The sequence below is a fragment of the Micromonospora sp. NPDC023737 genome (genome assembly GCF_040639715.1).
In the GTDB taxonomy this organism is placed as follows: Bacteria; Actinomycetota; Actinomycetes; order Mycobacteriales; family Micromonosporaceae; genus Micromonospora.
The window spans coordinates 97444-121349 of record NZ_JBFAAL010000010.1 but is presented as its reverse complement, the minus strand read 5'-3'; the positions used below and the strand labels follow the sequence as shown (position 1 = coordinate 121349).

Sequence of the window (23906 nt, the reverse complement as noted above, 5' to 3'; positions counted from 1 at the left end):
TTGGGCCGGCAGTCTCCGGCCGGACTGGCTGGGCGGCAGGTCACGCCCTGTGGTCTCGGTCGTACGTCACTTCCGGAACGGCTGGGGTTCCCGCTTCCGGGAAGACGAACCGTCGGTAGGACCAGAAACGGAAGAGCGTCCCGAGCCCGGTGCCGACGATGAAGCTCGCGATGTTGTCGGCCAGTGGGGTGCGGAACACCTCCGGCCAGACGTTGCCCAGCCCGTACCGGCTGATGGCGAGACACGCGACAGCGATGCCCAGGCCGACCCCGTTGAAGAAGAAGAAGAGCGCGTACTCGCGCGCCGGGTTGTTGCGCTGGCGGTGCCGCCACGTCCAGAACCGGTTGCCCAGGAAGGCGACGGTCGCGGCGATCACGGTGGAGATGGTCTTCGCGGTGACCTGCTCCAGACCTTGCGCGACGGTCAGGTAGTTGAAGAGCGCGAAGTCGAGCAGGAAGGCGATCCCGCCCACCGTGGCGAACTTGCTCAGCTCGTGGACGAGGTGACCGAACCGGTCGAAGAGCGCTCGAAGTAGGCCCCTGCGGGTCGGGGGAGAGCCCTGTTGCTCTCCCGTCATCGTCGCGGCCACGCGCTGAGCCTACCGGCTGAGGGCATGCGGCACCGGCAGCAACGACGAGCGGGGACGACCGGTATCGGCGGCACCCGCGGCGACCGCGGTCGACATGAACAGAGTGTAATCGTCCGAACCCTCCCGGAGGGCGGATCGGCGGAAGCGTACGACCTGACGCATCGACGCCCGGGGGCCCGGGCCGCGCTCCATCAGATACCGCGCCGACAGAGGTTCTCTGCAGGATTTGCGTGAAACTGCGCGCAAAAACGGGTATCAGAACGCGATGCCGCAGCGTGGCCGTACCTTGTGCAGTTCTTCACAACCAGTCCCACTGACTGGGGAGGCTGCCCGGTTTACGCTGAGCCCAATCCCAGGTTTCCACGAAGGCGAAGCGGTTCCCGCCCGCCGACACTCGTGCATCCCATAGATCGGTCAGCGTCGACCACAAGGAGATGTGTCATGGTTGCTCCGGCTGTTGTTCGGGGTATTGATCAGGCCCCGACGTCCCATCCCAAACTTCTCGCCTGGGTCCGTGAGGTCGCGGAACTGACCACCCCGGACAGGGTCGTCTGGGTGGACGGGTCCGACGAGGAGTGGCGTCGCCTCACCGATGAGCTGGTGGAGGCGGGCACGCTGATCCGGTTGAACCCGGAGAAGAAGCCGAACTCCTTCTACGCCCGCACCGATCCCTCGGATGTGGCCCGGGTCGAGGAACGGACCTTCATCTGCTCGGTCGACGAGGCGGACGCCGGCCCCACCAACAACTGGATGGCGCCGGCCGAGATGAAGCGCACCATGACCGACCTCTACCGCGGTTCCATGCGCGGCCGGACGATGTACGTCATTCCGTTCTGCATGGGACCGGTCGAGGCGAAGAACCCGATGTTCGGTGTGGAGATCACGGACAGCCCGTACGTGGTCGCCTCGATGCGCATCATGACCCGGATGGGTAGGAAGATCCTCGACGCCATGGGGGACAGCGCGGACTTCGTGCACGCGCTGCACTCGATCGGTGCGCCGCTCGAGCCCGGTCAGCAGGACGTGGCCTGGCCCTGCAACGAGACAAAGTACATTTCGCACTTCCCGGAGACCCGGGAGATCTGGTCGTACGGCTCCGGCTACGGCGGAAACTCGCTGCTCGGCAAGAAGTGCTACTCGCTGCGCATCGCGAGCGTCATGGGCCGGGACGAGGGTTGGCTCGCCGAGCACATGCTGATCCTGAAGATCACCTCGCCCGAGGGGCGGGTCTACCACATCGCGGGCGCCTTCCCGTCGGCCTGCGGCAAGACGAACCTGGCCATGTTGGAGCCGACGATCCCCGGCTGGAAGGTCGAGACGATCGGTGACGACATCGCCTGGATGCGGTTCGGCCCGGACGGCCGCCTCTACGCCGTCAACCCGGAGTACGGCCTGTTCGGTGTCGCGCCCGGCACCGACTGGAAGACCAACGCCAACGCGATGCGCACGCTCGACCGGGGCAACTCCATCTTCACCAACGTGGCCCTGACCGACGACGGGGACATCTGGTGGGAGGGGATGGGCGAACCGCCCGCGCACCTGATCGACTGGAAGGGCAACGACTGGACGCCGGAGAGCGACCGCCTCTCCTCGCACGCGAACAGCCGGTTCTGCACCCCGATCACCCAGTGCCCGATCCTCGCCGAGGACTACTACGACCCGAACGGTGTACCGATCGACGCGATCCTGTTCGGTGGTCGCCGCCGGGACACGGTCCCGCTGGTGACCGAGGCACGCGACTGGGTGCACGGCGTCTACCTGGGCTCGACGCTCTCCTCGGAGACCACCGCCGCCGCGTCCGGAGCGGTCGGAGTGGTGCGGCGTGACCCGATGGCGATGTTGCCGTTCATCGGATACCACGGCGGCGACTACTTCCGGCACTGGATCGAGATGGGCAAGGGCGTCGACGGCGACGAGTCCAAGCTGCCGCGGATCTACTACGTCAACTGGTTCCGCAAGGACCCGGACGGCAACTTCCTGTGGCCCGGATTCGGCGAGAACTCCCGGGTTCTCAAGTGGATCGTCGAGCGGATCGAGGGACGCGCCGAGGCTGTGGAGACGCCGATCGGCATGGTGCCCGCGCAGGACGCGTTGGACGTCGAGGGTCTGGACATGACTCCCGAGGACGTCCGGATCGCGCTCAAGGTCGACCCGGAGGAATGGCGGCAGGAGCTGCCGCTCGTCACCGAGTGGTTCGAGAAGTTCGGCGACAAGCTGCCCGGTGTCCTCTGGGCCGAGCTGGACGCGCTGCGCGCCCGACTCGACGCGGAGCAACCGCAGCACTAGATCTGCCCGAGATACGGAAATCATCAGAACGGCCGCCGGGACCGCGAGGTCCGGCGGCCGTTCGCCGTCTGGTGGCGTGGATGCGCAGGCCCGGCAGGCGCAGCGCGAGGGCGCCGCACGGCGCTCGGCCCGTCGAGCGCGCCATCCGTGCCGGGTGCGCCCCATATCCGGGGCAGCTCGACAGCGTCGGGAACAGGGAGCGGCAGATCTCCGCCCGACCACCCTCCCTGCGGTCCGGGCGGACCGGACGCGCCCGGAGAAGTGGTGTCAGCGGTCGGGGGTGGGGACCGGGCAGGATAGGGGAGTGAGCTTGGTCACCTGAGGGCTTCTTATGGGTGCGACCCGGCGAACGCGACCCCGATCGGCAGGCCGGAGGAGGGCGACGCGGTGAGCGACGAGTTCGACGTGGTGGTGGTCGGGGCGGGCCCGGCCGGCGCGGCAGCCGCGCTGGCTGCCCGGCGGGCGGATGCCCGGGTGCTGCTGCTCGACCGGGCGGACTTCCCCCGGGACAAGGCCTGCGGTGACGGGATCGCCGCGCACGCGGTGGACGCCCTCGCCGAGTTGGGGGTGCTGGATGCGGTCGCCGGCTATCCGCCGCTGCCGGCGCTGCGGCTGGTCGGCCCGGGCGGCGGCACGGTGGCCCGCCCGCTGCCCCGCCCGGCGTACACCGTGCCCCGCGAGGTCTTCGACGCCCGGCTGGTCGCGGCGGCGGTGGCGGCCGGTGCGGAACTGCGCCGGCACACCGTACGGCGAGTGGAGCAGAGCACCGACCGGGTCGTGCTCGACGAGGACATCGTGGCGCGGGCAGTGGTCGGTGCCGACGGCGCCGGCTCGGTGGTCCGGCGGCTGCTCGGGCACCCGGTCAACCCGGACCGCCACCTCGCGCTGGCCATGCGCGGGTACGCCCCGGCCCCTCCCGGGTCACCGGAGCAGCTCATCGTCACCTCGGGCGAGCGCTGGCCGGCGTACGCCTGGTCGTTCCCGATCGGCGACGGACGGGCGAATGTCGGCTACGGGGAGGTGCTGCGGGGGGAGCCGCTGACCCGGGCGTATCTGCTCGACCGGCTCGCCGCGCTGTTGCCGGGGATCGATCCGGCCGCGGTCGAGGAGCTGCGCGCCCATCACCTGCCGCTGTCGACGCACCGCCCGGTGCCCGGCCGCCGGCGCGTGGTGCTGGCCGGCGACGCCCTCTCCTTGATCAATCCGTTCACCGGAGAGGGGATCTTCTACGCGCTGGTCTCCGGGACGTTGGCCGGCGCCGCGGCGGCCGGGACGCCGGACCGGGCCGCCCAGCGGTACGCCCACTCGCTCCGCCGCCGGCTCGGTACCCACCTGCGGCACAGCTCGTTGGCGGCGTCGCTGGCCCGGCACCGGCGGGTGGTGGACGCGGCGGTCCGTGCCGCCCGGCGCGACGACCGGGTCTACCGCAGCGTCGTGGAGCTTGGGCTGGGCGACGGACGGCTGAACGCGCGCACCCTCGCGATGATCGGGATCGGTCTTCCGGCGCGTGATGAGGCTCCGCGACGCTGATGCCCGGCGCAGGTCGCTACGCTGCTAGGTGATGTCTCTGCGGAACCTTGTCTACTCGGCGTACGAGCGGCGCCTCAAGGCGAAACTCGTGGGTAAGCCGGTGCCCCGGCACGTCGGCGTCATGTGTGACGGCAATCGCCGGTGGGCCCGGGAAATGGGTTACGTCGACCCGAACGACGGCCACCGGATGGGCGCCGAGCGGATCAAGGAGTTGCTGCGCTGGTGCGACGCCGCCGGCGTGGGCCACGTCACGCTCTGGCTGCTCTCCACCGACAATCTCTCCCGGCCTGCCGCTGAGCTGGACCCGCTGCTCCAGATCATCGAAGACCTCACCACCGAGCTGGCCGAGGAGGGCAACCCCTGGCGGCTGCGGATGGTGGGTGCGCTCGACGTGCTACCGGCGCACCACGCCGCCGCGCTCAAGGCGGCCGAGGAACGCACGCGGGGTCGCAGCGGCGGGGCGCAGGTCAACATCGCCGTCGGGTACGGCGGGCGGCGCGAGATCGTCGACGCGGTGCGCTCGTTGCTGCTGGAGCACGCGGCGGCCGGAGGCAGCATCGAGGAGCTGGCCGAGGGGCTGGACGTCGAACACATCGCCGAGCACCTCTACACCCGTGGCCAGCCGGATCCGGACCTGGTGATCCGGACCAGTGGGGAGCAGCGCCTCTCCGGGTTCATGCTGTGGCAGTCGGCGCACTCCGAGTTCTACTTCTGCGAGTTGAACTGGCCGGACTTCCGCCAGACCGACTTCCTCCGCGCGCTGCGCTCGTACGCCAACCGCCAGCGGCGCTTCGGCACCTGACCTGCGCCTCGGGGCGAGGGCGGGCTAGCCGAGGTGCTGGGCGGCGCGGGTGAGGAAGTCGCCGAGCGCGGCAGGTGAGTCGATGGTGAGGTCGGCGGCGTCGGCCACCTCCTGGCCGGTCTCCGGATTGGCGACCGCCACGCACATGCCGAAGAAGCGCGGATCGACGGCGGCGCGGGCGCGCAGCGCGGCGAACGCCTTGATGTCGGAGACGTCGTCGCCGAAATACCACGCGGCGTCCGCGTCCTGGATCGCCTCGCCGATCACCATGCCCTTGTCCCGGTCGACCGGGGGCTTCAGTTCGAGCACCATTCGGCCGCCCTGCACCCGCAGCCCGAGGCGGTCGGCCTGAGCCTGGCCCCACTCCTGCACGGCCTCGCCGAGCTGGGGCGCGGTACGCCAGTGCAGCGCCACGGAGAGCCGCTTGAACTCGACGAGCGTGCCCGCGGGAAGCTCGGCGCGGGCCAGCTCGGCCAGCTCTGCCATGGTGGGCACCCAGGGCAGGGCGGCCGGCTCGGTGACCGTGTCACCCCCGGAATGGCTCTGCTCCAGGCCGTAGAGACCGTAGAGGTCGACCCCGGCGAGGCCGCCGAGGCGATCACGGAGGAAGTCCACCGGGCGGGCCGAGACGATCGCGATCCGGCGTACCAGGGGCGCGAGCGCCTCGATCGCGGTCAACACCCGCGGGGCGGGCTGGACCGCGGTCGGATCGTCGCCGACCGGCGCGAGCGTGCCGTCGAAGTCGAAGAAGAGCACCGTTCCGGCCGCCCGGCCGGCGTTCGCGCGCCAGGCGTCGTCGGCGCTCGACAGGTCCCTTGGCTGCTGGTTGCCCAGATTCAACGGCGGCACGCGCGTCAGCGTACCCCGGCAACGCGGGCTCATTCGTCGTCGAGCGGACCCTGCGGTGAGGGCGTCGGATCAACGTTCGGCGGCTCCTCTTCCCCGTCTTCCGAACGGTACGACCGCCGCCTCCTGGCCGTGGCTGAGCAGGTAGCCCTCCACGAAGCCGGTGTTGCGGTCGCCGGCGTGCGACTCGATCTCGTCCAGCCGCGCCACGAGGAACTCGGTGAGCGCGCTGACCCGGTCGTTCAGCCGTTCGTGCAGTTCGGCGAGGACGGCCAGGACGACCGCGGTGCCGGCGGCGGTGAGCGTGAAAAGATTGACGAGCAGGGGAAGCTGCCCGCCGTCGACCACGAGTGTCACCGCGTTTCCGGTGACGCACAGCGTCATCGACACCGTGGCCACCACGACTGCCAACCATTTCAGGGTCATGGACAGACCCCTCCTTCTGTCCCGCAGGGCTGGGTTCGGCCTTGTCCCGTCCCCCCGCCGATGACGAGCCCAAGCAGTACGAATAGGGACGCTAGCGTGCCCGTTACGGCCCCGGAGCGAAACGAATGAGTCTGACCTGCTGTTCTTTCGCTATCTGAGGAACTACCCGGCCTGTTTCCCGCGCTTTCGGACATCGACCGGGAGGGTTGGGCGATAAGCGAGATAGCGAATGGTTTCGCGAATGTGGAACTTCTCCGCGTCGGAAACGTCCGGATCGACGAGTCGCCGCAGCAGTGCCTCCACGTCCGGGTCCATCGGCGGGACGGTCCGGGTGTCGCGGGGGGCGGCGGTGCGGTCCCAGCCGAGGGCTGCGAACGCGGCGGCGGGGTTGAGACCGAGGCCCTCGCAGAAGGCGACCACCCGCTCGGCCTCCGGATCGCTGGCCCAGTCGCCGCGCACCCACCGGTTGATGGTCTGCCGGGAGACGCCGGTGCGCCGGGAGACCTCTGTGCCGCTCCAGGCCCGGGTGGCTCGTGCCTCGTCGAGCGCCCGTCGGACGAAGGTGGCGAAGGCGATCTTCCGTGCGTTGGCGGTCTCGGTCACCTTGTGACGGTACGGCCACTCGGCGGCAGGCGGGGTCCCTGGCACGCCGTTGTCACGTGAACGTGACGGCCGGCTCGGATTTGCGGCGAACGATCCAGTGCGGCTTCTGAGGGGTGTCACCTGGGCAGAATAGATGACCATTGGTGGTGCCGTAAGCGGACGAAAAGCTGATACTGTCACGCTCATGGGACAACCTACGGTGTGTCACGTGCCTGAGACGATTGGTGCTCACATGCGTCACGCCCCCGGTGCGAGGGGGGTGTGGTGACCGAACTCGCGACGCGTGCCCAGGCCTTCGGTCTGATCGCCGAGGGCGTCGCCGCCGGCCTGAGCGCCCCCTGGCGCCTCTACCTCGCCCGGGGCTGCCGTTACCTGTCGCTGAGCGTCGGTGACCGGGCCGAGTGGAACGCCTGGCGTACCCATCTCGGCTGCCCGGAGCTGAGCGTACGGGTCTACGACGCCGGCGGGGAGATCCGCCGGTCGTCGGTGGCGGAGGTGGTCCTGGACGGCTGCCGGGTCAGCGTCGAGCTGGTCGAGGAGGTCAGCACCGGCGACCTGGACCAGCTGCTGGTCGCCGATCCCACCTCGGTCGATCCGGAGGAGCGATGACGCGGCCCCGGCGGCACCCGGGAGCCGCCCGATGAGTCCCTTCCTCGCGATCTTCCTCGTGCTGGTGCTCGGCGCTGCCAGCTACGCCGCCGGCCGGCTGCACGGGCAGCTGAGCTACCGCATCGGCTACCGGTTCGGCTATCGGCAGGGCTACTTCGACGGCGACCGCGGCGCCTGGAACCGGCGCCGCCGGGACGCGCAGGCCGCCATCGCGTCGGCGCTGTCCACGCCCCCGCCGCCCAGCACCATCCGGGTGAGCGGGACGGTGGCCCGTCCCGGCACCACCTACACCGGCTCGTCGTTCTCGGCGCCGGCTGCCCCGGTCACCGGGCGGCACCCGACCGGCACCCTGGTCAGACGAACTGGTTGAGACGGTCGACCGGGCGCCCCGCCCGGTCGACCGGTCGAAGGCGCGGTGCGTCGTCCGCGGCGGACACGCACCGTCGGGGCCACGTCAGACCGGTGACGGTGGTCCCACCGGCCGGGATGCGCGCAGGGGGCATGCATCCCGGCCGGCTCCGCCGCCCTCGGCTCGGCAGCCGGCGTGCCCGATCGCGCCGGCTGCCGCGGGGTCGGCCGCGCCGCCGGCGTACGTGCTGGGTACCCCGATCGGGGACCTGCGCGTGGCTGTGCCGGTGACGGCCCGTTCAGGTACCGGTCGGCGGAGAGCAACCTTCAACCTCTAGCCGGGATGCCCGTACCGGGCTAGCGTCTAGGCATGGCACGGGGTTCCCCCGGCCAACCGGCAAGCCCGGACCTGCGACCCTCGCGCATGGGGCCCGCATCCGACCCCGTGTCCCCGGGCACCGGCGGAGGCGGAACGCGGGTGGCCGGGTGCCCATCCGCCGGAGCAGGCCTGTGACGACTCGCCGTACCACTGCCGGTGCCGATCAGACCCCGGCCGCGACTGCCGTGACCCGCCGAGCCACCCGGAGCCGCCGCACGGCGGCCACCGCGCCGGCCGACGCCAAGGAGCCCCCACCAGCCGGCCAGTCCTTCGTTTTGGACACCTCGGTGCTGCTCTCCGACCCGGCAGCGTTCCACCGATTCTCCGAGCACGAGGTGGTCCTGCCACTCGTGGTGATCTCCGAATTGGAGGGCAAACGGCATCATCCGGAGCTGGGCTGGTTCGCCCGGCAGTCGCTGCGCATGCTCGACGAGCTGCGCGTACAGCACGGGCGGCTGGACCGTCCGGTGCCCGCTAACGACGCCGGCGGCACGTTGCGCGTGGAGCTCAACCACACCGACGACGGAGTGCTGCCGCCCGGGTTCCGGAATGAGAGCAACGACGCCCGCATCCTCTCCGTGGCGTTGAACCTCGCCGCCGAAGGGCGGGCGGTCACGCTGGTCAGCAAGGACATGCCGCTGCGGGTCAAGGCCGCTTCGGTGGGTCTGCGTGCCGACGAGTACCGGCATGGTCAGGCCAGCGACCCGACCTGGACGGGCATGGCCGAGCTGGAGCTCAGTGAGGAGCAGATCGGTCAGCTGTACGCCGGTGAGACGCTCGACCTGGACGAGGCGGCGGGGATGCCCTGCCACACCGGTCTGGTGCTGCACTCCGGGCGCGGGTCCGCCCTCGGCCGGGTGCTGCCGGACAAGACGGTACGGCTGGTCCGCGGTGACCGGGAGGCGTTCGGCGTGCACGGTCGCTCGGCGGAGCAGCGGATCGCCCTGGACCTCCTGCTGGACGAGTCGGTCGGCATCGTGTCGCTGGGCGGCCGGGCGGGTACCGGTAAGTCCGCCCTCGCCCTGTGCGCGGGGTTGGAGGCGGTGATGGAGCGCCGCCGGCACAAGAAGGTTGTCGTCTTCCGTCCGCTCTACGCCGTCGGCGGCCAGGAGTTGGGTTACCTGCCCGGCACCGAGTCGGAGAAGATGTCGCCTTGGGCGCAGGCGGTCTTCGACACCCTCGGGGCCGTGGTGCACGAGAACGTGCTGGAGGAGGTCACCTCCCGGGGCCTGCTCGAGGTGCTGCCGTTGACCCACATCCGTGGCCGCAGCCTGCACGACGCGTTCGTGATCGTGGACGAGGCGCAGTCCCTGGAGCGTGGCGTCCTGCTCACCGTGCTGTCCAGGATCGGGCAGGGTTCCCGGGTGGTGCTGACCCACGACGTGGCGCAGCGGGACAATCTCCGGGTCGGCCGGCACGACGGGGTGACCGCGGTGATCGAGGCGTTGAAGGGCCACTCGCTCTTCGCCCATGTGACGCTCAGCCGTTCGGAACGCTCGCCCATCGCGGCGATGGTGACCGACCTGCTGGAGGACATCCCGACCTGATGACGTTTTGATAGCGATTCGTCCGCATTCCAAGTGTGGTCCAAGTCACAAATCCGTCGCTTGGTTTCCCATCAGCCTCACCGTGCGCAATCGTGTCCCACGAGCGCCCACACACCGAAGAGATCGTCAGGGGTCATTCGTCACACCCGCCACGACACCGGTGCGTCGGCTGCGGCCGGCGACGGTCGGGGCGCTCACGGCGTGGGCCCGGCCCTCGACGGCCCGGGACCCCGCCGTGTCCTTGCCCCCGACGAAGGGACCACTTCGTGAGTCGGCTGTGGAGCCGGTTGGGCGCCCGCACGGCCGCCGTCGCGCTGCTCTCCGTGGGTGTTGCCGGCGGCGTCTATCTGGGCGATGACCGGGAAGCCCAGCAGGATGGCCTGGCGGCGCAGGTCAGCGCGGAGGTCGACCAGGCGGAGCACGAGTACCTGCGCGAGCGCCAGGCGGCCCACCAGATGCAGTACGCGCAACAGCGCGCCGCCGAGTACCAGGCGAAGCTGAGGGCCGCCGAAGCCGCCAAGGCCGCCGCCGAGCGGGCCAAGCGGGCCGAGGAGGCGGCGGCGTCCCGCAAGCGCGAGCGCGAGAAGGCCGAAGAGGCCGAGAACGCGGCCGCGAAGCCGTACGCCGGGCCGATCCCCGCCTCGTGCGAGGAGTACAGCGGCAACCGGAAGATCGGTTGCGCAGAGATGATCAAGGCAGGCTTCCCGATCAAGGAGTTCCCCTGCCTCGACAAGCTCTGGACCAAGGAGAGCGGGTGGAACCACAAGGCCAGCAACTCCTCGTCCGGGGCGTACGGCATTCCCCAAGCGCTGCCGGGCAGCAAGATGGGCTCGGTCGCGGACGACTGGAAGACCAACCCGGCCACGCAGGTCGAGTGGGGGCTGGGCTACATCGAGGGGCGGTACGACACCCCCTGCGGCGCCTGGGCGCACTCCCAGAGCACCGGCTGGTACTGAGCCGGAAACGCGCGAAAACGGGGCGGGTGGCGTACACCCGCCCCGTTTCCCGTGTGTCGGCGCGGGACGCGAGTGGCGGTCGGGCGAGATTACTGATAGCAGTGGTGGGGTGACCCTGCTCCCCGGAAGCAACGACCCCCACCGGTTCGGCACCGAGGCGTTCTACGCCGCACTCGGCCGGGCCTTCGTCGCGATGTGCGCGGTGGTGCCGTTCCTCTTCCTCATCGAGGTCGTCGATCAGGGTCTCGCGTTCGGCCTGGACGCCTCCGCCGGCATCATCCCCAAGCGGATCGACGGCCTGGACGGCGTCTTCTTCTCACCGTTCCTGCACCACGGCTTCGACCACCTCTACAGCAACAGCATCCCGCTGATCCTGCTCGGCACGTTCGTGCTCGCGGCCGGCGCCCGCCGCTTCCTCTGGTCCACCCTGTTGATCATCTTGGTGAGCGGGCTCGGAGTGTGGTTCACCGGCTCACCCAACTCGGTGGTGGTCGGCGCGAGCGGGGTGATCTTCGGCTACCTGGGGATCCTGTTCACCCGCGGCATCTTCGAACGCAGCTGGTGGAACTTCGCGGTCTTCCTGCTGGTCGGGCTCCTCTACGGCTGGCAGCTGGTGGGCGTCCTGCCCACCGACGAGCGGATCTCCTGGCAGGGGCACCTGTTCGGACTGCTCGGCGGGGTGGTCGCCGCCATCCTGTTCCGGCGCCGCCGGCACGACCCGAGCCGCTCGGAGTCCACGTTCTCGATGCCGTGAGCGGGCCGGCCCGGCCTGTGGGCCTCGTTCTCCCGCACCGCCCCACCCGGCCCGCGTACTCGTCATGACCTGCCCGTGCGCCGCCGACGCGACACGCTTGCCCCGAGCCGCGCCAGGGCCATACGGTCGACATCAGCACGCGTTGATCCGCGAGCGGGAAGCGACGGTACGCCATGCGCGAGGTCGATGTCGCCGTGATCGGAGCCGGTCCGACCGGTTTGTTCGCCGCGTACTACGCCGGTTTCCGAGGGCTCTCGGTGGCGGTGATCGACGCACTGCCGGAGCCCGGCGGCCAGGTCGCCGCGATGTACCCGGAGAAACTCATCCTCGACGTGGCCGGTTTCCCGTCCATCAAGGGGCGGGATCTGGTGGCGAACCTGGTCGCCCAGGCTGCGCCCTTCAGCCCGCGATACCTGCTGGGCACCCGTGCGGAGAAGCTGACGTACGCCGACGAACGCCCGGTGCTCGGCCTCGCCGGGGGCGAGCGGCTCCACTGCGGCGCGGTGGTCGTCACCGGCGGTCTGGGCAGTTTCACCCCGCGCCCGTTGCCGGTCGCCGAACACTTCGTCGGCGCCGGGATCGTCTACTTCGTGCCGCAGCCGGCCGAGCTGGCCGGTCGGGACGTGTTGATCGTCGGCGGTGGCGACTCCGCCTTCGACTGGGCGCTCACGCTGCACCCGCTGGCCCGCTCCGTGACGCTGGTGCACCGGCGGGAGAAGTTCCGGGCGCACGCCGCCACCGTCTCCCGGGTGCTGGGGCTGCCGATCCGGATACTGGTCAACGCCGAGGTCACCCGGCTGCACGGCGATGACACGGTCACCGGTGCGGAGATCACCGTACGGGGTGGCACCGCGGAGATCCTGCCGGTCGACACCGTGGTGGCGGCGCTCGGTTTCACCGCCGACCTCGGCCCGCTCGCCGAGTGGGGCCTCCGGCTGGACCGCCGGCACATCGTCGTGGACAGCACGATGGCCACGAACCTGCCCCGCGTCTTCGCGGCCGGGGACATCACCGAGTACCCGGGCAAGGTTCGGCTGATCGCCACCGGGTTCGGCGAGGCCGCCACGGCGGTGAACAACGCGGCGGTGGCCATCGACCCGGGTGCTCACCTCTTCCCGGGCCACTCCTCGGACGGCACCTGACCGCACACCGGTACCCGATGCTGTTCAAGGCGTGGCCGGATCGAGACGCACCGCTGCCAGCCTGGGCGCATGGCCGAACCGCGTCCGCAGCCACGGGACAGCGCTCCCGCCGTGCTGGCCTGGCTGGGGCACCCGGTCTCGGTGGCTGCCCTCGTCCTGCTCCTGGTCAACGACCGGCTGCTCAAGGTGGAGTTCCCGGGACCGGTGACCGGCAAGCTCAGCGATGTGGCGGGTCTGGTGGTCGCGCCACCGTTGACCGCCGTCCTGCTCACACTGCTGGCGCCACGACTGCCGGCCCGTACGGCGGTCGGGCTCGGGCTCACTCTGGTCGGCGCCGTCTTCACGGTGGTCAAGTCCGACACCGGAGCCGCTGCCGCGGCCTCGGCGATCTGGAGCATCGTGAGCGGGCCGTCGGTGATCCGGGCGGACCTCACCGATCTGCTGGCCCTGCCCGCGCTGGCCGTGGCCGCCTTGAGCTGGATCGGCGCCCGGCGTGAGCGGGTACGGCTACGTACGGCACGGATGGTCCGGCTACTGGTACTGCTGCCGGCGGCGACGTTCGCGGCTGCGGCCACCAGCGCGATCCACTACCCGGACGCGGTGCGGGTCGCGGTCGTCGACGATCGTCTCGTGGCCGCCATCGGCAGCGGTTACGGCGACTACGCGACCGAAGCCGACTCATGGCGGATCAGCGAGGACGACGGAGCGACCTGGCGGGACGCCACCGAGACGGAACAGGAGGCGCTGGGAAGCCGGATCGGCGCGGCGGGCGAGCCGGCCCGGCATGCCTGTTCGCCGACGAACCCCGCGCGGTGCTACCGGCTGGTGACCGGACGGCTCCGGGTCGACGAGAGCGACGACGCGGGCCGGACGTGGCGGACAGCCTGGGAGGTGACCGAGAAGCAGCGGTCGGTGCTGATCCGGCAGTACGAGGAGTCCGGCCTCAGGGGTCCGCGGGTGAGCGGGCAGGAACTGGTCGTCCGGGACACGACGGACGGCCGGCACCTGGTGCTGGTCGCCAACGGCCGCGACGGCTTCGCACTCCGGAGCGCCGACGGTGGCTGGGCGCGGATCGGCTTCGCCGGCGCGACAGTGGGCAACCATCCGTACGACGGGCGGGCACCGACGCTGGGCGAGAGCAGCCCCGACTCCCGGGGTCAGGATCCGCTACGGGTGGTGCTGCTGCTGTCCGGGTTGGCGGTGCTCGTCCTGGCCGTGTCCGGTGCCCGGGCCGGGAAGCGAACCGGTGCGGCTCACTGGCTGCCCGTCACTCTGGGGCTTCTCGGGGCGCTGGTGGTGGGGATGCTGCTGGTGCTCTGGCTCGATTCCGCCGTGCTCGGCGCAGTGGCGCCCGTCGGGCTCGTACCGCTGCTGATCGGGGTGGCCGCGCTGGCACTGACCCCGGTCCGAGCCCCGAACGTCGCGCGCCGGTGGGCGCTGGAGGTCTCGCTGGCCGCCGCGCTGACCGGGGCGATGGCCGCCCTGCCATTGGTCGGGTGGCTCTACGGCCGGCCCGCGTACCTGTGGACGGCGCTGGTGCTGGCGCTCCTGGCCGGCGTGCCGGGGCTGCTCCTGGGATGGCGCGCGGTCCGTCTCGTCGCGCCACCCACCCGCTGGGTCGACCCGGCGTACCCGTGGGCGCCGATCAGGCCACCGGCCTGACGGGCGGGCCCGCCGCTCAGGCCGTCACTGCCGCGCCGACCGTTGCGGGGCCACTGCGGCGATGAGCACGGCGACCAGCGTGAGAGCGGCCCCGCCCAGGGTGGTGAGGGTGGGGTGCGACGCGGCCGTCGGCACGACCAGGTCCACCAGGACGGCACCGACGACCTGGCCGGCGATGGTGGCCAGGCCGAGCAGCAGCACGCCGGTGAAGCGGACGATCGCCGCGGCGACCGCGATGAAGACGATGCCGATCGGACCGCCCAGGTAGAGCCAGGGCTCGGCGGGCAGGCTCCCGGTGGGCCAGCCCCGTACCGCCACGTCGATGGCGAACGCCACGAGCAGGGCCACTGTGCCGACGGTGAAGTTCACCAGGGTGGCGGTCAACGCGCTGCCCGAGGCACCCCGCACCCGCCCGTTGACCGCCTGTTGCCAGGCGATGCCGACGCCGGCGAGCAGCGGCAGCACGGCGAGCACCAGCGTGTCCGGCTGGTCGAACCGGTCGCTGACGGACAGGAGCACCGCGACCACCGCGAGGGCGGCGCCGGCCAGCCGTTGGCCGGTGATCGGATGTGCGCCGGCAGGGCCGATGCCGGCCCGGTCGACCGCCAGGCTGCTGCCGGACTGACCGGCCACCACGGCCACGGTGAAGACCGCCACGCCGAGCGTGCCGATGGTGAGTCCCTGGGTGGCCACCAGGAAGGCACCGAACACGCCGCCCAGACACTGCCAGGGCCGCAACGCGCCACTACCCAGTGCCGTGCGCAGGGTGACCAGGCCACGCCGCCCGGCCGGAGAGGTGGGAACCAGCACCAGCAGCACCAGCAGACCGATGCCGAAGGAGATCACCGCGGCGCCGAAACCGTCGCCGAGGCGTACGCCCAACTCGCCGTTGATCCTCGACTGCACGGCGACGGCGACGCCGGAGACGGTCGCCAGACCCACCCCGGCGATCCGCTGGGTCGCCGGCAGGACGGGCCGGTCGGTGGTGGCGGCGCTCACTCCTGCTCGGCCAGGGGGCGGCCGTCGAAGTCGACGGCCGAGTAGAGCGCGAGCTTCTCCAGGCGGTGGTACGAGTCGATCACGCGGATCGTGCCGCTCTTCGAGCGCATCACGATCGACTGGGTGTACGCCCCGCCCGCGCGGTAGCGCACTCCCCGCAGCAGGTCCCCGGAGGTGACGCCGGTGGCCACGAAGAAGCAGTTGTCGCCGGTCACCAGGTCGTCGGTGAAGAGCACCCGGTCCAGGTCGTGGCCGGCGGCCACGGCCTTGTCCCGCTCCTCGTCGTCCTTCGGCCAGAGCTTCGCCTGCATCATCCCGCCCATGCACTTGAGCGCGCAGGCGGAGGTGATCCCCTCAGGGGTGCCGCCGATGCCCATCAGCACGTCGACGTCCGACTCACCCCGGGCGGCCGCGATGGCGCCGGCGATGTCTCCGTCGGAGATGAACCGGATGCCCGCGCCGGCCCGCCGGATCTGCTCGACCAGGTCCTTGTGCCGGGGGCGGTCCAGCACGCAGACCGTCACCTCGGAGACGTCGGTGCCCTTGACCCGTGCGATGCGGCGCAGGTTGTCGGCCACGCCCGCGTTGATGTCCACCACGTCGGCGTAGGCCGGGCCGACGGCGAGCTTCTCCATGTAGAAGACGGCGCTGGGGTCGAACATCGCACCCCGCTCGGCGACCGCCAGCACCGCGAGGGCGTTCGGCATCCCCTTGCTCATCAGCGTGGTGCCGTCGATCGGATCGACCGCGACGTCCACCGCCGGGCCGGTCCCGTCGCCGACCTCCTCACCGTTGAAGAGCATCGGGGCGTTGTCCTTCTCGCCCTCGCCGATCACCACCACGCCGCGCATCGGGATCGAGTTGATCAGCTTGCGCATGGCGTCGACGGCGGCCCCGTCCCCGCCTTCCTTGTCGCCACGGCCGACCCACCGGCCGGCGGCCATCGCCGCGGCCTCGGTGACCCGGACCAGGTCGAGGGCGAGGTTGCGGTCCAGATTCTGCGGGACCCGGGTCCTGGTGTTCGTCATGACGGCTCCTCCTCGCGACGGTGCGGGGTGGTTCGGCGTCGCGGGTGTCCTCCGCTGCCGGCTATGTCGCTGATCCTCACACGATCGCGGATGCGGCGCTGGGGCGGGGCGGTGATGGCCTGGATACCGCCCGTCGGGGCGGTGCGAGAATGGCAGGGTGGAACCCGCACAGCCTGCCGACCGCGTACCCGCCGACCGGACCCCGACCGACGGCCTGACCCCGGCGACCGCAGCGGCGGCCGAGGCCGACGGGCAACCGGCCGGCGAACCGGCTCTGGTCGCTCCGGTAGGCGCCGCACGGCAGGACCGGCCCGAGTTGTCCGCCGCGCCGCTGGCACCGTCCGCGCCGCCGGCCCCGGCAGAGGTACGCCGCTCCGACCGGTCACCGAAGGACATGGCGATCTCACTGCTGGTGCTGCTGATTCCGATCGCGCTGCTGCTGGCGTTCTACCGGGGGTTCCTCGGCGGCGACCAGCCGACCCCGGTCGACCCGTCGCCCGCCATCGAGCAGGCTCAGGGCGCGAGGGCCTTCCCGGTGAGCCAACCGGCTGGTCTGGGCGAGGACTGGCGCCCGATCAACGCTCGCTACCAGACGGCGGAGAGCGGCTCGACGCTGCGGATCGGGTACGTGACGCCGGATGGGAAGGGCGCCCAGCTGCTGCAGAGCAACGTGCCCGCCGAGCAGTTCATCCCGACGGAGCTGACCGACCGGGCCCAGCCGCAGGGGCAGATCGAACTGAACGGGCGGAACTGGCAGCGGTACACCGCCCGCGAGAACGAGCAGGCGCTGGTGCTGTTGGAGCCGGACCGCACGGTGATCGTGGTGGGCGACGCCCGGGAGAACGAGCTGCGCGAGCTCGGCGGCGCGCTGCGCTGAATCGTCCCCCAAGCGAGCATTGGATCGGCTAGTCTGCGTCGGCTCCCGCCCGGCGACGCGATGTCGACCGGGCGACACACTCCTGCGAAGAGAGACGACGTGAACATTCGACGGTGGGGTCTCGGCCTTCTCGCCGCCACGCTGTTCGTCCCGGGCCTGACCGCCTGCAACTCGGACGCCGGCAAGTCCGCCGACTCCGGTGCTTCGGCCGACGCATCCGCTGCGGCCATCCCGTCGGACCCGAAGGAGGCGCTGGTCGCCTCCACCAAGGAGCTCGAGAACGGCAACTTCACCTTCACCCTCGGCGCTGACGGCGTGACCGGCAAGGGCCTGGTGCACAAGCCGAGCAACAGCGCCCAGCTCACCATGACGATCGACGACGGCTCCGGCACGACGATGGGCCTGGACATGATCTACGTCGAGTCGGAGAGCTGGGTGAAGCTCGACCTCGGTGAGCTCGGCGACATGATCCCCGGCGCGGCCGCGCTGAAGGACAAGTACCAGCACCTGGACAAGTCCAAGATCGAGGACAGCTCGCTCTCGCTCGACCTGACGAAGCCCGACCCGGGCAACAGCGCCACGATCATCAAGGCGATCACCGAGGTGCAGAAGACCGGTGAGGGCGCGTACAGCGGCAAGCTCGACGCCTCCGGCGTGACCGACTCCGACGCCCTGGACCAGGACCTGATCAAGGCGCTCGGCGATCAGGCCAAGTCCCTGCCCTTCACCGCGAAGCTGGACGCGCAGGGTCGGCTCACCGAGCTGGTGCTCTCGATCCCGGCCGTGAGTGAGACCAAGGCGCACGAGATCAAGGTCAGCTACGCCGACTACGGCACTGCCGCCGCCGCGCAGAAGCCGGCCGCGGACAAGGTCGTGGAGGCCTCCGAGCAGACCTACGAGATGCTCAAGTAATCGCCGTACGTTGCGGGACGGGGGCGGCGGACGCCCCCGTTCTCGTGTCCTGAGGGCATCGCCGTTCGGTCCTGCCGGGAAACCGGACAGTCGGGCGATTGCCCGGCCCGGCGGCAGGGAACAGAGGAGGGGCGGGCCGGTCGGGTCGGCCTTCCGGCCGGAGCGGCTCGCGCGGCGCGGCAGTGGATCGCCGCGTCGTCCGGTTCCGGCGCACCAGCCCGCGTCGGGTGACCCTCTCGGGAGACACGGATGACTGTTCGACGACGACTCGGCGCCGGTCTGGTGGCCGCCGCGCTGTTCACCCCGGGCCTCGCCGCGTGCAACGCCACCGCCCCGGGCGGCACCGCCGCGCCGACCGCTTCCGGCACGGCGGCCGCGACCGGGACGGCGTCGCCGGCGACCGGTGACGCGAAGCAGGCGTTGCTCGCCTCCACGGCGGCGATCCGCGACGGGAACTTCCGGTTCACCATGACCGGCGGCGGGAGCAGCGCCGAGGGGCAGGTGCACGAGCCGAGCCAGAGCGCGCGGATGAAGGTGTCGATCGGTGACTCGTCGTCCGACCTGTCGATGACGCTCGACGTGATCCACTACCGGCCGGACAGCTGGGTGAAGGTGGACCTCGGTGGCCGAGCGGCGGGCAGCGTACCGGGGTCGGAGAAGCTGAACCTCGGCAAGTACCAGCACCTCGACCAGACCCGGATCAAGGGGAACCGCAACCTCGGCTTCGACTTCGATCGGCTCGACCCGGCCGGCAGCGAGGTGCTCACCCAGGGCGTCACGGAGGTCCGGCGGACCGGCGACGGCGCGTACGCCGGCACCCTCGACGTGTCGAAGGCGGCCGAGGCCGGCTCGCTCGACGCCAACATGATCACCGCGCTCGGGACGCAGGCGAAGACGGTGCCGTTCACCGCCCGGGTGGACGCCCAGGGCCGGCTCAGCGAGCTGGTGGTCCAGGTCCCGGCGGCCGGCCAACAGCAGGCCCAGGACGTACGGATCACCTACTCGGACTACGGCAACGCCACGGCCGCCCAGAAGCCCCCGGCCGACCAGGTCGTCGAGGCCCCGGCCGAGCTGTACAACCTGTTCAACTGACCCAACCCGTCCCGCGCCGCCGATCTCGTGGTTGTCGGCAGCCTGTTCCGGATGCCTCGACCGCCTGGTCGGCGGGGCGCGGGTGGGATGCGAGTCAGGAGGTCTGGGACTCCCGGGCGGCTTCGATGCGTGCCCGGGCGCCGTCCAGCCAGCGCTGGCAGATCACCGCCAGCGCCTCGCCGCGCTCCCAGAGCGCCAGCGACTCCTCCAGCGACGTGCCGCCGGCCTCCAGGCGTTCCACCACCGACGCCAGTTCCGCGCGGGCCTGCTCGTAGCTGAGCCGTTCGTCCGGCCCAGCCTTCGTCTCCTCAGTCATCGGCTCCATCCCAGCACACGGCCGCCCCGCGGCGCGGGGGGCTCAACTCTCGTTCGCACGCGGCGCAGCTCAGCCGGGCACCGGTCCACTCACCCGTCCACCGTCGCCGCCAGCTCGCCGTCGGCGAGGCGTACCCGCAGCGGGTCGCCCTTGCCCACCTCGGCCGCGGCCCGGACCACGTGCCCGTCGGCGCGCTGGACGATCGCGTACCCGCGCTCCAGCGTGGCCGCCGGGGACAGCGCGCGGAGCCGGGCCAGGGTGTGCCGCAGCTCGTCGTCGGCGGCGGCGAGCCGGTGGTGCAGGCAACGCCCGGCCCGCTGGCGGAGCAGGGTCAACTCGGTGCTCCGCTGGTCGATCATGACCTGGGGGCGGGCCAGTACCGGCCGGGAGCGCAGCGCGTCCAGCCGGTGCTGCTCCCGGTCGACCAGGTTGCGGACCGCCCGCTCCAGTCGTGATCGGGCCTGCCCGATGAGGCGTACCTCCTCGGTCAGGTCCGGTACGACCCGCTTGGCCGCGTCGGTGGGCGTCGAGGCGCGCAGGTCGGCGACGTAGTCGAGCAGCGGCGCGTCCGTCTCATGACCGATCGCGCTCACGACTGGCGTGCGGCAGGCGAAGACCGCCCGGCAGAGTGCCTCGTCGGAGAAGGGGAGCAGGTCCTCGAGGCTGCCGCCGCCCCGGGCGATGATGATCACGTCGATGGTCGGGTCGGTGTCGAGCACCTTGAGCGCGTCGACGATCTGCGGCACGGCGCTCGGCCCCTGTACCGCCACGTTGACCGTGCGGAACTCCACCGCCGGCCAGCGCCGGCGGGCGTTGGTGAGCACGTCCCGCTCGGCCGCTGAGGCGCGGCCGGTGATCAGGCCGATCCGGTTGGGCAGGAAGGGCGGGCGGCGTTTGCGGGCCCGGTCGAAGAGCCCTTCGGCGGCGAGCAGCTTCTTGAGCTTCTCCAGCCGGGCCAGCAGCTCGCCGAGGCCCACCTGGCGGATCTCGTCGGCGCGCAGGCTCAGCGTGCCCCGGGCCGCGTAGAACTCGGGCTTGGCGTGCAGCACCACGCGGGCGCCCTCGCGCAGCTCGGGCGTGCCGATGTCGAGGACGTCGCGGTTGGTGGTGACGGTCAGGCTCAGGTCGGCCGACGGGTCCCGCAGGGTGAGGAAGACGGTGCTGGCGCCCGGCCGGCGGCTGATCTGCGCCACCTGCCCGTCGACCCAGACCCAGCCGAGCCGTCCGATCCAGGCGCCGATCTTCTGGCTGACCACCCGGACCGGCCAGGGCTCCTCGGACGTGCTCCGATCCACCTCACCCGTACTCACCCGCCCACCCTACGGCCCACCCCCGCTCAGGCTGGTTGATCATGAAGTTGTTGCCCTCCCAACGGCGTGTCGGGAGCAATAACTTCATGATCAACGGCGCGTCGGGGGCGGGGGCAGGGGGCGGGGTGGGGGCCGGGGCGACGGTTGCAGCGGATGTCTGGTCCGGGGCGGGCACGTACGATGGGCGGGTGACTCAGGATGAAGCGACTCCCCGGACCGGTAAGCGCGTGCTCCTGGCCAAGCCCCGCGGCTACTGCGCGGGAGTCGACCGCGCGGTGCAGACCGTGCAGGAGGCGCTGAAGCTCTACGGCGCCCCGATCTACGTCCGCAAGCAGATCGTGCACAACAAGCACGTGGTGCAGACGCTCGAAGCGCAGGGCGCGATCTTCGTGGAGGAGAACGAGGAGGTCCCGGCGGGTGCCACCGTCATCTTCTCCGCGCACGGTGTCGCCCCCGAGGTGTACGAGCAGGCGAAGGCGCGTTCGTTGAAGGCGATCGACGCGACCTGCCCGCTGGTCACCAAGGTCCACCACGAGGCGAAGCGGTTCGCCGCCGAGGACTACGACATCCTGCTGATCGGCCACGAGGGGCACGAGGAGGTCATCGGGACCTCCGGCGAGGCGCCCGAGCACATCCAGCTCGTCGACGGCCCGGACGCCGCCGACCGGATCACCGTTCGGGATCCGAACAAGGTCGTGTGGCTGTCCCAGACCACCCTCTCGGTGGACGAGACGCTGGAGACGGTCGCCCGGCTGAAGAAGCGGCTGCCGATGCTCCAGTCGCCGCCCAGTGACGACATCTGCTACGCCACCTCGAACCGGCAGCACGTGGTCAAGCAGATCGCGCCGGACTGCGACGTCGTGATCGTCGTCGGCTCACGCAACTCGTCGAACTCGGTGCGGCTGGTCGAGGTCGCGCTGGACGCGGGCGCCCGCGCCGGTCACCTGATCGACTTCGCGCACGAGATCGAAGACGCCTGGCTCGCCGACGCCCGTACGGTCGGCGTGACCTCCGGGGCGAGCGTTCCGGAGGACCTGGTGCAGGAGGTTCTCGCGCACCTCGCCGCCCGTGGCTTCGGCGACGTCGAGGAGATCACCACCGCCGACGAGCGGCTCACCTTCTCGCTGCCGCAGGAGCTCAAGCGGGACATGCGGGCCGCCGCCGCGGCTCGTGGCTGACCGGCACGGAACGCCTGGCCGTCCCGACACGTCCGATACCGGTATGAGGAACCTTCGGCTCGCCGCCGTTGCCCTGGCCGCCGTCGCCGCGTTGAGCGCCTGCGGTGGTCAGGACGGCACCGGCACTCCGACCACCCTGCCCACCTCCACGGGAGCGTCTCCGGTGACCGACCAGCCTCCGACCCCGTCGACGTCGCCGACCGATCCGGCTACGCCGACCCCGCCGAGCGTCTCCACCCCGCCCCGCGGGACGACGAAGCCGGGCGGGCCGACCCTTCCGCCGCCGGTCGCCGGCACCGAGCTGACCGGCACGATCGTCGCCGGCGTCGAGGCGAACTGCCTGCTTCTCGACGGCTATCTCCTGATCGGTGGCCCGCGTGACGTCCTCGCCGTGGGTGCCCGGGTGACCGTCACCGGTCGTGTGCAGCGCGGCATGATGACCACCTGCCAGCAGGGCACGCCGTTCGTCGTGGAGGCGGCGCGGCGGTCCTGAGCCGCGCGGCCGGTCCGGCGCGACCGAGTGCGCCGGGTCAGCGGGACGGGACGTCGTTGTCGGCCGCCTCGAGCAGCTCCGGCGCCTGCGGCTGCCGGGGCGCCAGCTCGACCTGCGCCGGGGCTTCCAGGTCCCGGTCCGAGACGCCCAGCTCGGCGAGCTTGCGCGCGCTGACCAGCACCCGGGCCTCCAAGGACCCGACCGCCCGGTTGTACGCGGTCACCGCGCTGCCCAGCGCCGTGCCGAGCTTGCCGACGTGGTCGCCGAGCGTGGCGAGCCGGCCGTGCAGCTCGCGGGCCAGCGAGTGCACGGCCGCCGCGTTGCGGGCCAACGCCTCCTGCCGCCAGGAGTAGGCGACGGTACGCAGCAGCGCGACCAGGGTGGCCGGGGTGGCCAGCACCACGTTCCGGGCGAAGGCGTGCTCCAGCAGCGTCGGGTCGCGCTGGAGTGCCACGTCGAGGAAGGGATCCGCCGGGACGAAGAGCACCACGAACTCCGGGGTGCTGTCGAACGCGGCCCAGTAGGTCTTCGCGGCCAACGCGTCGACGTGCGCCCGCAGGTGCCGGGCGTGTGCGTCGAGGTGGGTGTCCCGGCTGCGTTCGTCGCGTGCCTCCATCGCGGTGAGGTACGCGTCGAACGGCGCCTTGGCGTCGACCACCACCGAACGACCACCGTGCAGCCGTACGACCAGGTCGGGACGGACGCCCTGCTGGTCGGTGGCGGCCGTGACCTGCTCGGCGAAGTCGCAGTGCTCCAGCATGCCGGCCGCCTCGACGATCCGGCGCAGCTGGTGCTCGCCCCAGCGCCCGCGGACCTGGGGGGCGCGCAGCGCCGCCACGAGCTGCTTCGTCTCGGTGCGGAGTTCACCCGAGACCACGCTCATCGAGCGGACCTGTTCGCGTAGCTCCGCGTACGCGTCGACCCGGTCGCGCTCCAGGTCGGCCACGCGCTGTTCGTAGCGGCGCAGGGTCTCGTGCAGCGGTGCGACGGCCCGGGACACCGCCTCCTGGGACTGTGCGGTCGCCTCGTAGCTCAGTGCCCGCAGGGACTGCTCCAGCCGGCCCTCGCCCTCCCGCGTCGCCCGCAGCGTGGCGTCCAACCGGGCGATCTCGGCAGCGGAGCGGGACCGGGCGGCGAGCCATCCCACCGCGCCACCGGCACCGAGACACACCACCACCACGGCCAGCGTCGGGAAGTCCATCACCGCAGCTTGCCAAACGCG

General features: G+C 71.4%; 24 protein-coding genes. 15 read left to right on the top strand and 9 right to left on the bottom strand.

Annotated elements, in window-relative coordinates; translation table 11 throughout:
• Positions 1 to 40: 40 nt before the first annotated feature.
• Positions 41 to 577 carry a GtrA family protein gene (locus AB0F98_RS21260; protein WP_357737997.1) on the bottom strand — a complete coding sequence of 179 codons (537 nt, stop codon included), beginning with the start codon at positions 575 to 577 and terminating at the stop codon, positions 41 to 43.
• Positions 578 to 1030: 453 nt separating this feature from the next.
• On the opposite strand from AB0F98_RS21260, the gene AB0F98_RS21255 reads away from it, so the two are divergent.
• From AB0F98_RS21255 to AB0F98_RS21245, 3 genes are all read left to right on the top strand, one after another.
• The gene (locus AB0F98_RS21255; RefSeq protein WP_357737810.1) at positions 1031 to 2875 is read left to right on the top strand and encodes a phosphoenolpyruvate carboxykinase (GTP); all 1845 of its coding nucleotides are present in this window, start codon (positions 1031 to 1033) and stop codon (positions 2873 to 2875) included.
• A gap of 360 nt (positions 2876 to 3235) precedes the next feature.
• Positions 3236 to 4405 carry a geranylgeranyl reductase family protein gene (locus tag AB0F98_RS21250; protein ID WP_357737995.1) on the top strand — a complete coding sequence of 390 codons (1170 nt, stop codon included), beginning with the start codon at positions 3236 to 3238 and terminating at the stop codon, positions 4403 to 4405.
• A gap of 31 nt (positions 4406 to 4436) precedes the next feature.
• Complete coding sequence (locus tag AB0F98_RS21245) at positions 4437 to 5207, top strand: isoprenyl transferase (protein WP_357737808.1); 771 nt, start codon at positions 4437 to 4439, stop codon at positions 5205 to 5207.
• Positions 5208 to 5231: 24 nt separating this feature from the next.
• Here the strand turns inward: AB0F98_RS21245 and otsB are convergent, their stop codons facing one another.
• The 3 genes from otsB to AB0F98_RS21230 form a co-directional block, all read right to left on the bottom strand.
• Positions 5232 to 6056, bottom strand: a complete 825-nt coding sequence (gene otsB, locus AB0F98_RS21240) for a trehalose-phosphatase (RefSeq protein WP_357737806.1) — start codon at positions 6054 to 6056, stop codon at positions 5232 to 5234.
• Between the two features lie 69 nt (positions 6057 to 6125).
• Entirely contained in the window at positions 6126 to 6479 is a 354-nt protein-coding gene (locus AB0F98_RS21235) for a hypothetical protein (protein WP_357737804.1), read from the bottom strand.
• Positions 6480 to 6641: 162 nt separating this feature from the next.
• Entirely contained in the window at positions 6642 to 7082 is a 441-nt protein-coding gene (locus AB0F98_RS21230; protein ID WP_357737802.1) for an XRE family transcriptional regulator, read from the bottom strand.
• Positions 7083 to 7346: 264 nt separating this feature from the next.
• On the opposite strand from AB0F98_RS21230, the gene AB0F98_RS21225 reads away from it, so the two are divergent.
• From AB0F98_RS21225 to AB0F98_RS21195, 7 genes are all read left to right on the top strand, one after another.
• Positions 7347 to 7691, top strand: a complete 345-nt coding sequence (locus tag AB0F98_RS21225) for a hypothetical protein (protein ID WP_357737800.1) — start codon at positions 7347 to 7349, stop codon at positions 7689 to 7691.
• Between the two features lie 31 nt (positions 7692 to 7722).
• Positions 7723 to 8061 (top strand): hypothetical protein, encoded by a 339-nt coding sequence (locus AB0F98_RS21220; RefSeq protein ID WP_355143731.1) that lies wholly within the window; start codon positions 7723 to 7725, stop codon positions 8059 to 8061.
• 488 nt (positions 8062 to 8549) lie between these two features.
• Positions 8550 to 9965: a PhoH family protein gene (locus AB0F98_RS21215; RefSeq protein WP_357737798.1), complete on the top strand. Its 1416-nt coding sequence runs from the start codon at positions 8550 to 8552 to the stop codon at positions 9963 to 9965.
• Between the two features lie 266 nt (positions 9966 to 10231).
• Positions 10232 to 10921 (top strand): lytic transglycosylase domain-containing protein, encoded by a 690-nt coding sequence (locus AB0F98_RS21210; RefSeq protein WP_357737796.1) that lies wholly within the window; start codon positions 10232 to 10234, stop codon positions 10919 to 10921.
• A gap of 109 nt (positions 10922 to 11030) precedes the next feature.
• Positions 11031 to 11675: a rhomboid family intramembrane serine protease gene (locus AB0F98_RS21205; RefSeq protein WP_357737794.1), complete on the top strand. Its 645-nt coding sequence runs from the start codon at positions 11031 to 11033 to the stop codon at positions 11673 to 11675.
• 173 nt (positions 11676 to 11848) lie between these two features.
• On the top strand, positions 11849 to 12817 hold the full coding sequence (locus AB0F98_RS21200; protein ID WP_357737792.1) for an NAD(P)/FAD-dependent oxidoreductase: 969 nt from the start codon (positions 11849 to 11851) through the stop codon (positions 12815 to 12817).
• Between the two features lie 69 nt (positions 12818 to 12886).
• Positions 12887 to 14479, top strand: coding sequence for a hypothetical protein (locus AB0F98_RS21195; protein ID WP_357737790.1), 1593 nt, complete (start codon positions 12887 to 12889; stop codon positions 14477 to 14479).
• Positions 14480 to 14503: 24 nt separating this feature from the next.
• Here AB0F98_RS21195 and AB0F98_RS21190 read toward each other — a convergent pair whose 3' ends face one another.
• Together AB0F98_RS21190 and glpX are read right to left on the bottom strand one after the other, a co-directional pair.
• Positions 14504 to 15448 (bottom strand): DMT family transporter, encoded by a 945-nt coding sequence (locus AB0F98_RS21190; RefSeq protein ID WP_357737992.1) that lies wholly within the window; start codon positions 15446 to 15448, stop codon positions 14504 to 14506.
• Between the two features lie 26 nt (positions 15449 to 15474).
• A complete protein-coding gene (gene glpX / locus AB0F98_RS21185; RefSeq protein ID WP_357737788.1) occupies positions 15475 to 16506 on the bottom strand; it encodes a class II fructose-bisphosphatase in 1032 nt (343 codons plus the stop codon).
• 157 nt (positions 16507 to 16663) lie between these two features.
• Between glpX and AB0F98_RS21180 the strand changes: the two genes are divergently transcribed.
• The 3 genes from AB0F98_RS21180 to AB0F98_RS21170 all read left to right on the top strand — a co-directional run bounded on the left by AB0F98_RS21180 (position 16664) and on the right by AB0F98_RS21170 (position 19387).
• The gene (locus tag AB0F98_RS21180) at positions 16664 to 17383 is read left to right on the top strand and encodes a DUF4245 domain-containing protein (RefSeq protein WP_357737786.1); all 720 of its coding nucleotides are present in this window, start codon (positions 16664 to 16666) and stop codon (positions 17381 to 17383) included.
• Between the two features lie 99 nt (positions 17384 to 17482).
• Positions 17483 to 18295, top strand: coding sequence for a hypothetical protein (locus AB0F98_RS21175; RefSeq protein WP_357737784.1), 813 nt, complete (start codon positions 17483 to 17485; stop codon positions 18293 to 18295).
• 249 nt (positions 18296 to 18544) lie between these two features.
• On the top strand, positions 18545 to 19387 hold the full coding sequence (locus tag AB0F98_RS21170) for a hypothetical protein (protein ID WP_357737782.1): 843 nt from the start codon (positions 18545 to 18547) through the stop codon (positions 19385 to 19387).
• Between the two features lie 94 nt (positions 19388 to 19481).
• Here AB0F98_RS21170 and AB0F98_RS21165 read toward each other — a convergent pair whose 3' ends face one another.
• Positions 19482 to 19703 carry an exodeoxyribonuclease VII small subunit gene (locus AB0F98_RS21165; protein ID WP_357737780.1) on the bottom strand — a complete coding sequence of 74 codons (222 nt, stop codon included), beginning with the start codon at positions 19701 to 19703 and terminating at the stop codon, positions 19482 to 19484.
• Positions 19704 to 19792: 89 nt separating this feature from the next.
• The gene (gene xseA, locus AB0F98_RS21160) at positions 19793 to 21013 is read right to left on the bottom strand and encodes an exodeoxyribonuclease VII large subunit (protein WP_357737778.1); all 1221 of its coding nucleotides are present in this window, start codon (positions 21011 to 21013) and stop codon (positions 19793 to 19795) included.
• A gap of 188 nt (positions 21014 to 21201) precedes the next feature.
• Here xseA and AB0F98_RS21155 point away from each other — a divergent pair, with 188 nt between their 5' ends.
• Positions 21202 to 22191 carry a 4-hydroxy-3-methylbut-2-enyl diphosphate reductase gene (locus AB0F98_RS21155; protein WP_357737776.1) on the top strand — a complete coding sequence of 330 codons (990 nt, stop codon included), beginning with the start codon at positions 21202 to 21204 and terminating at the stop codon, positions 22189 to 22191.
• Between the two features lie 43 nt (positions 22192 to 22234).
• Positions 22235 to 22684, top strand: a complete 450-nt coding sequence (locus AB0F98_RS21150) for a hypothetical protein (RefSeq protein ID WP_357737774.1) — start codon at positions 22235 to 22237, stop codon at positions 22682 to 22684.
• A gap of 37 nt (positions 22685 to 22721) precedes the next feature.
• Here the strand turns inward: AB0F98_RS21150 and AB0F98_RS21145 are convergent, their stop codons facing one another.
• Positions 22722 to 23885 (bottom strand): DNA recombination protein RmuC, encoded by a 1164-nt coding sequence (locus AB0F98_RS21145; protein ID WP_357737771.1) that lies wholly within the window; start codon positions 23883 to 23885, stop codon positions 22722 to 22724.
• Between the last annotated feature and the right edge of the window lie 21 nt (positions 23886 to 23906).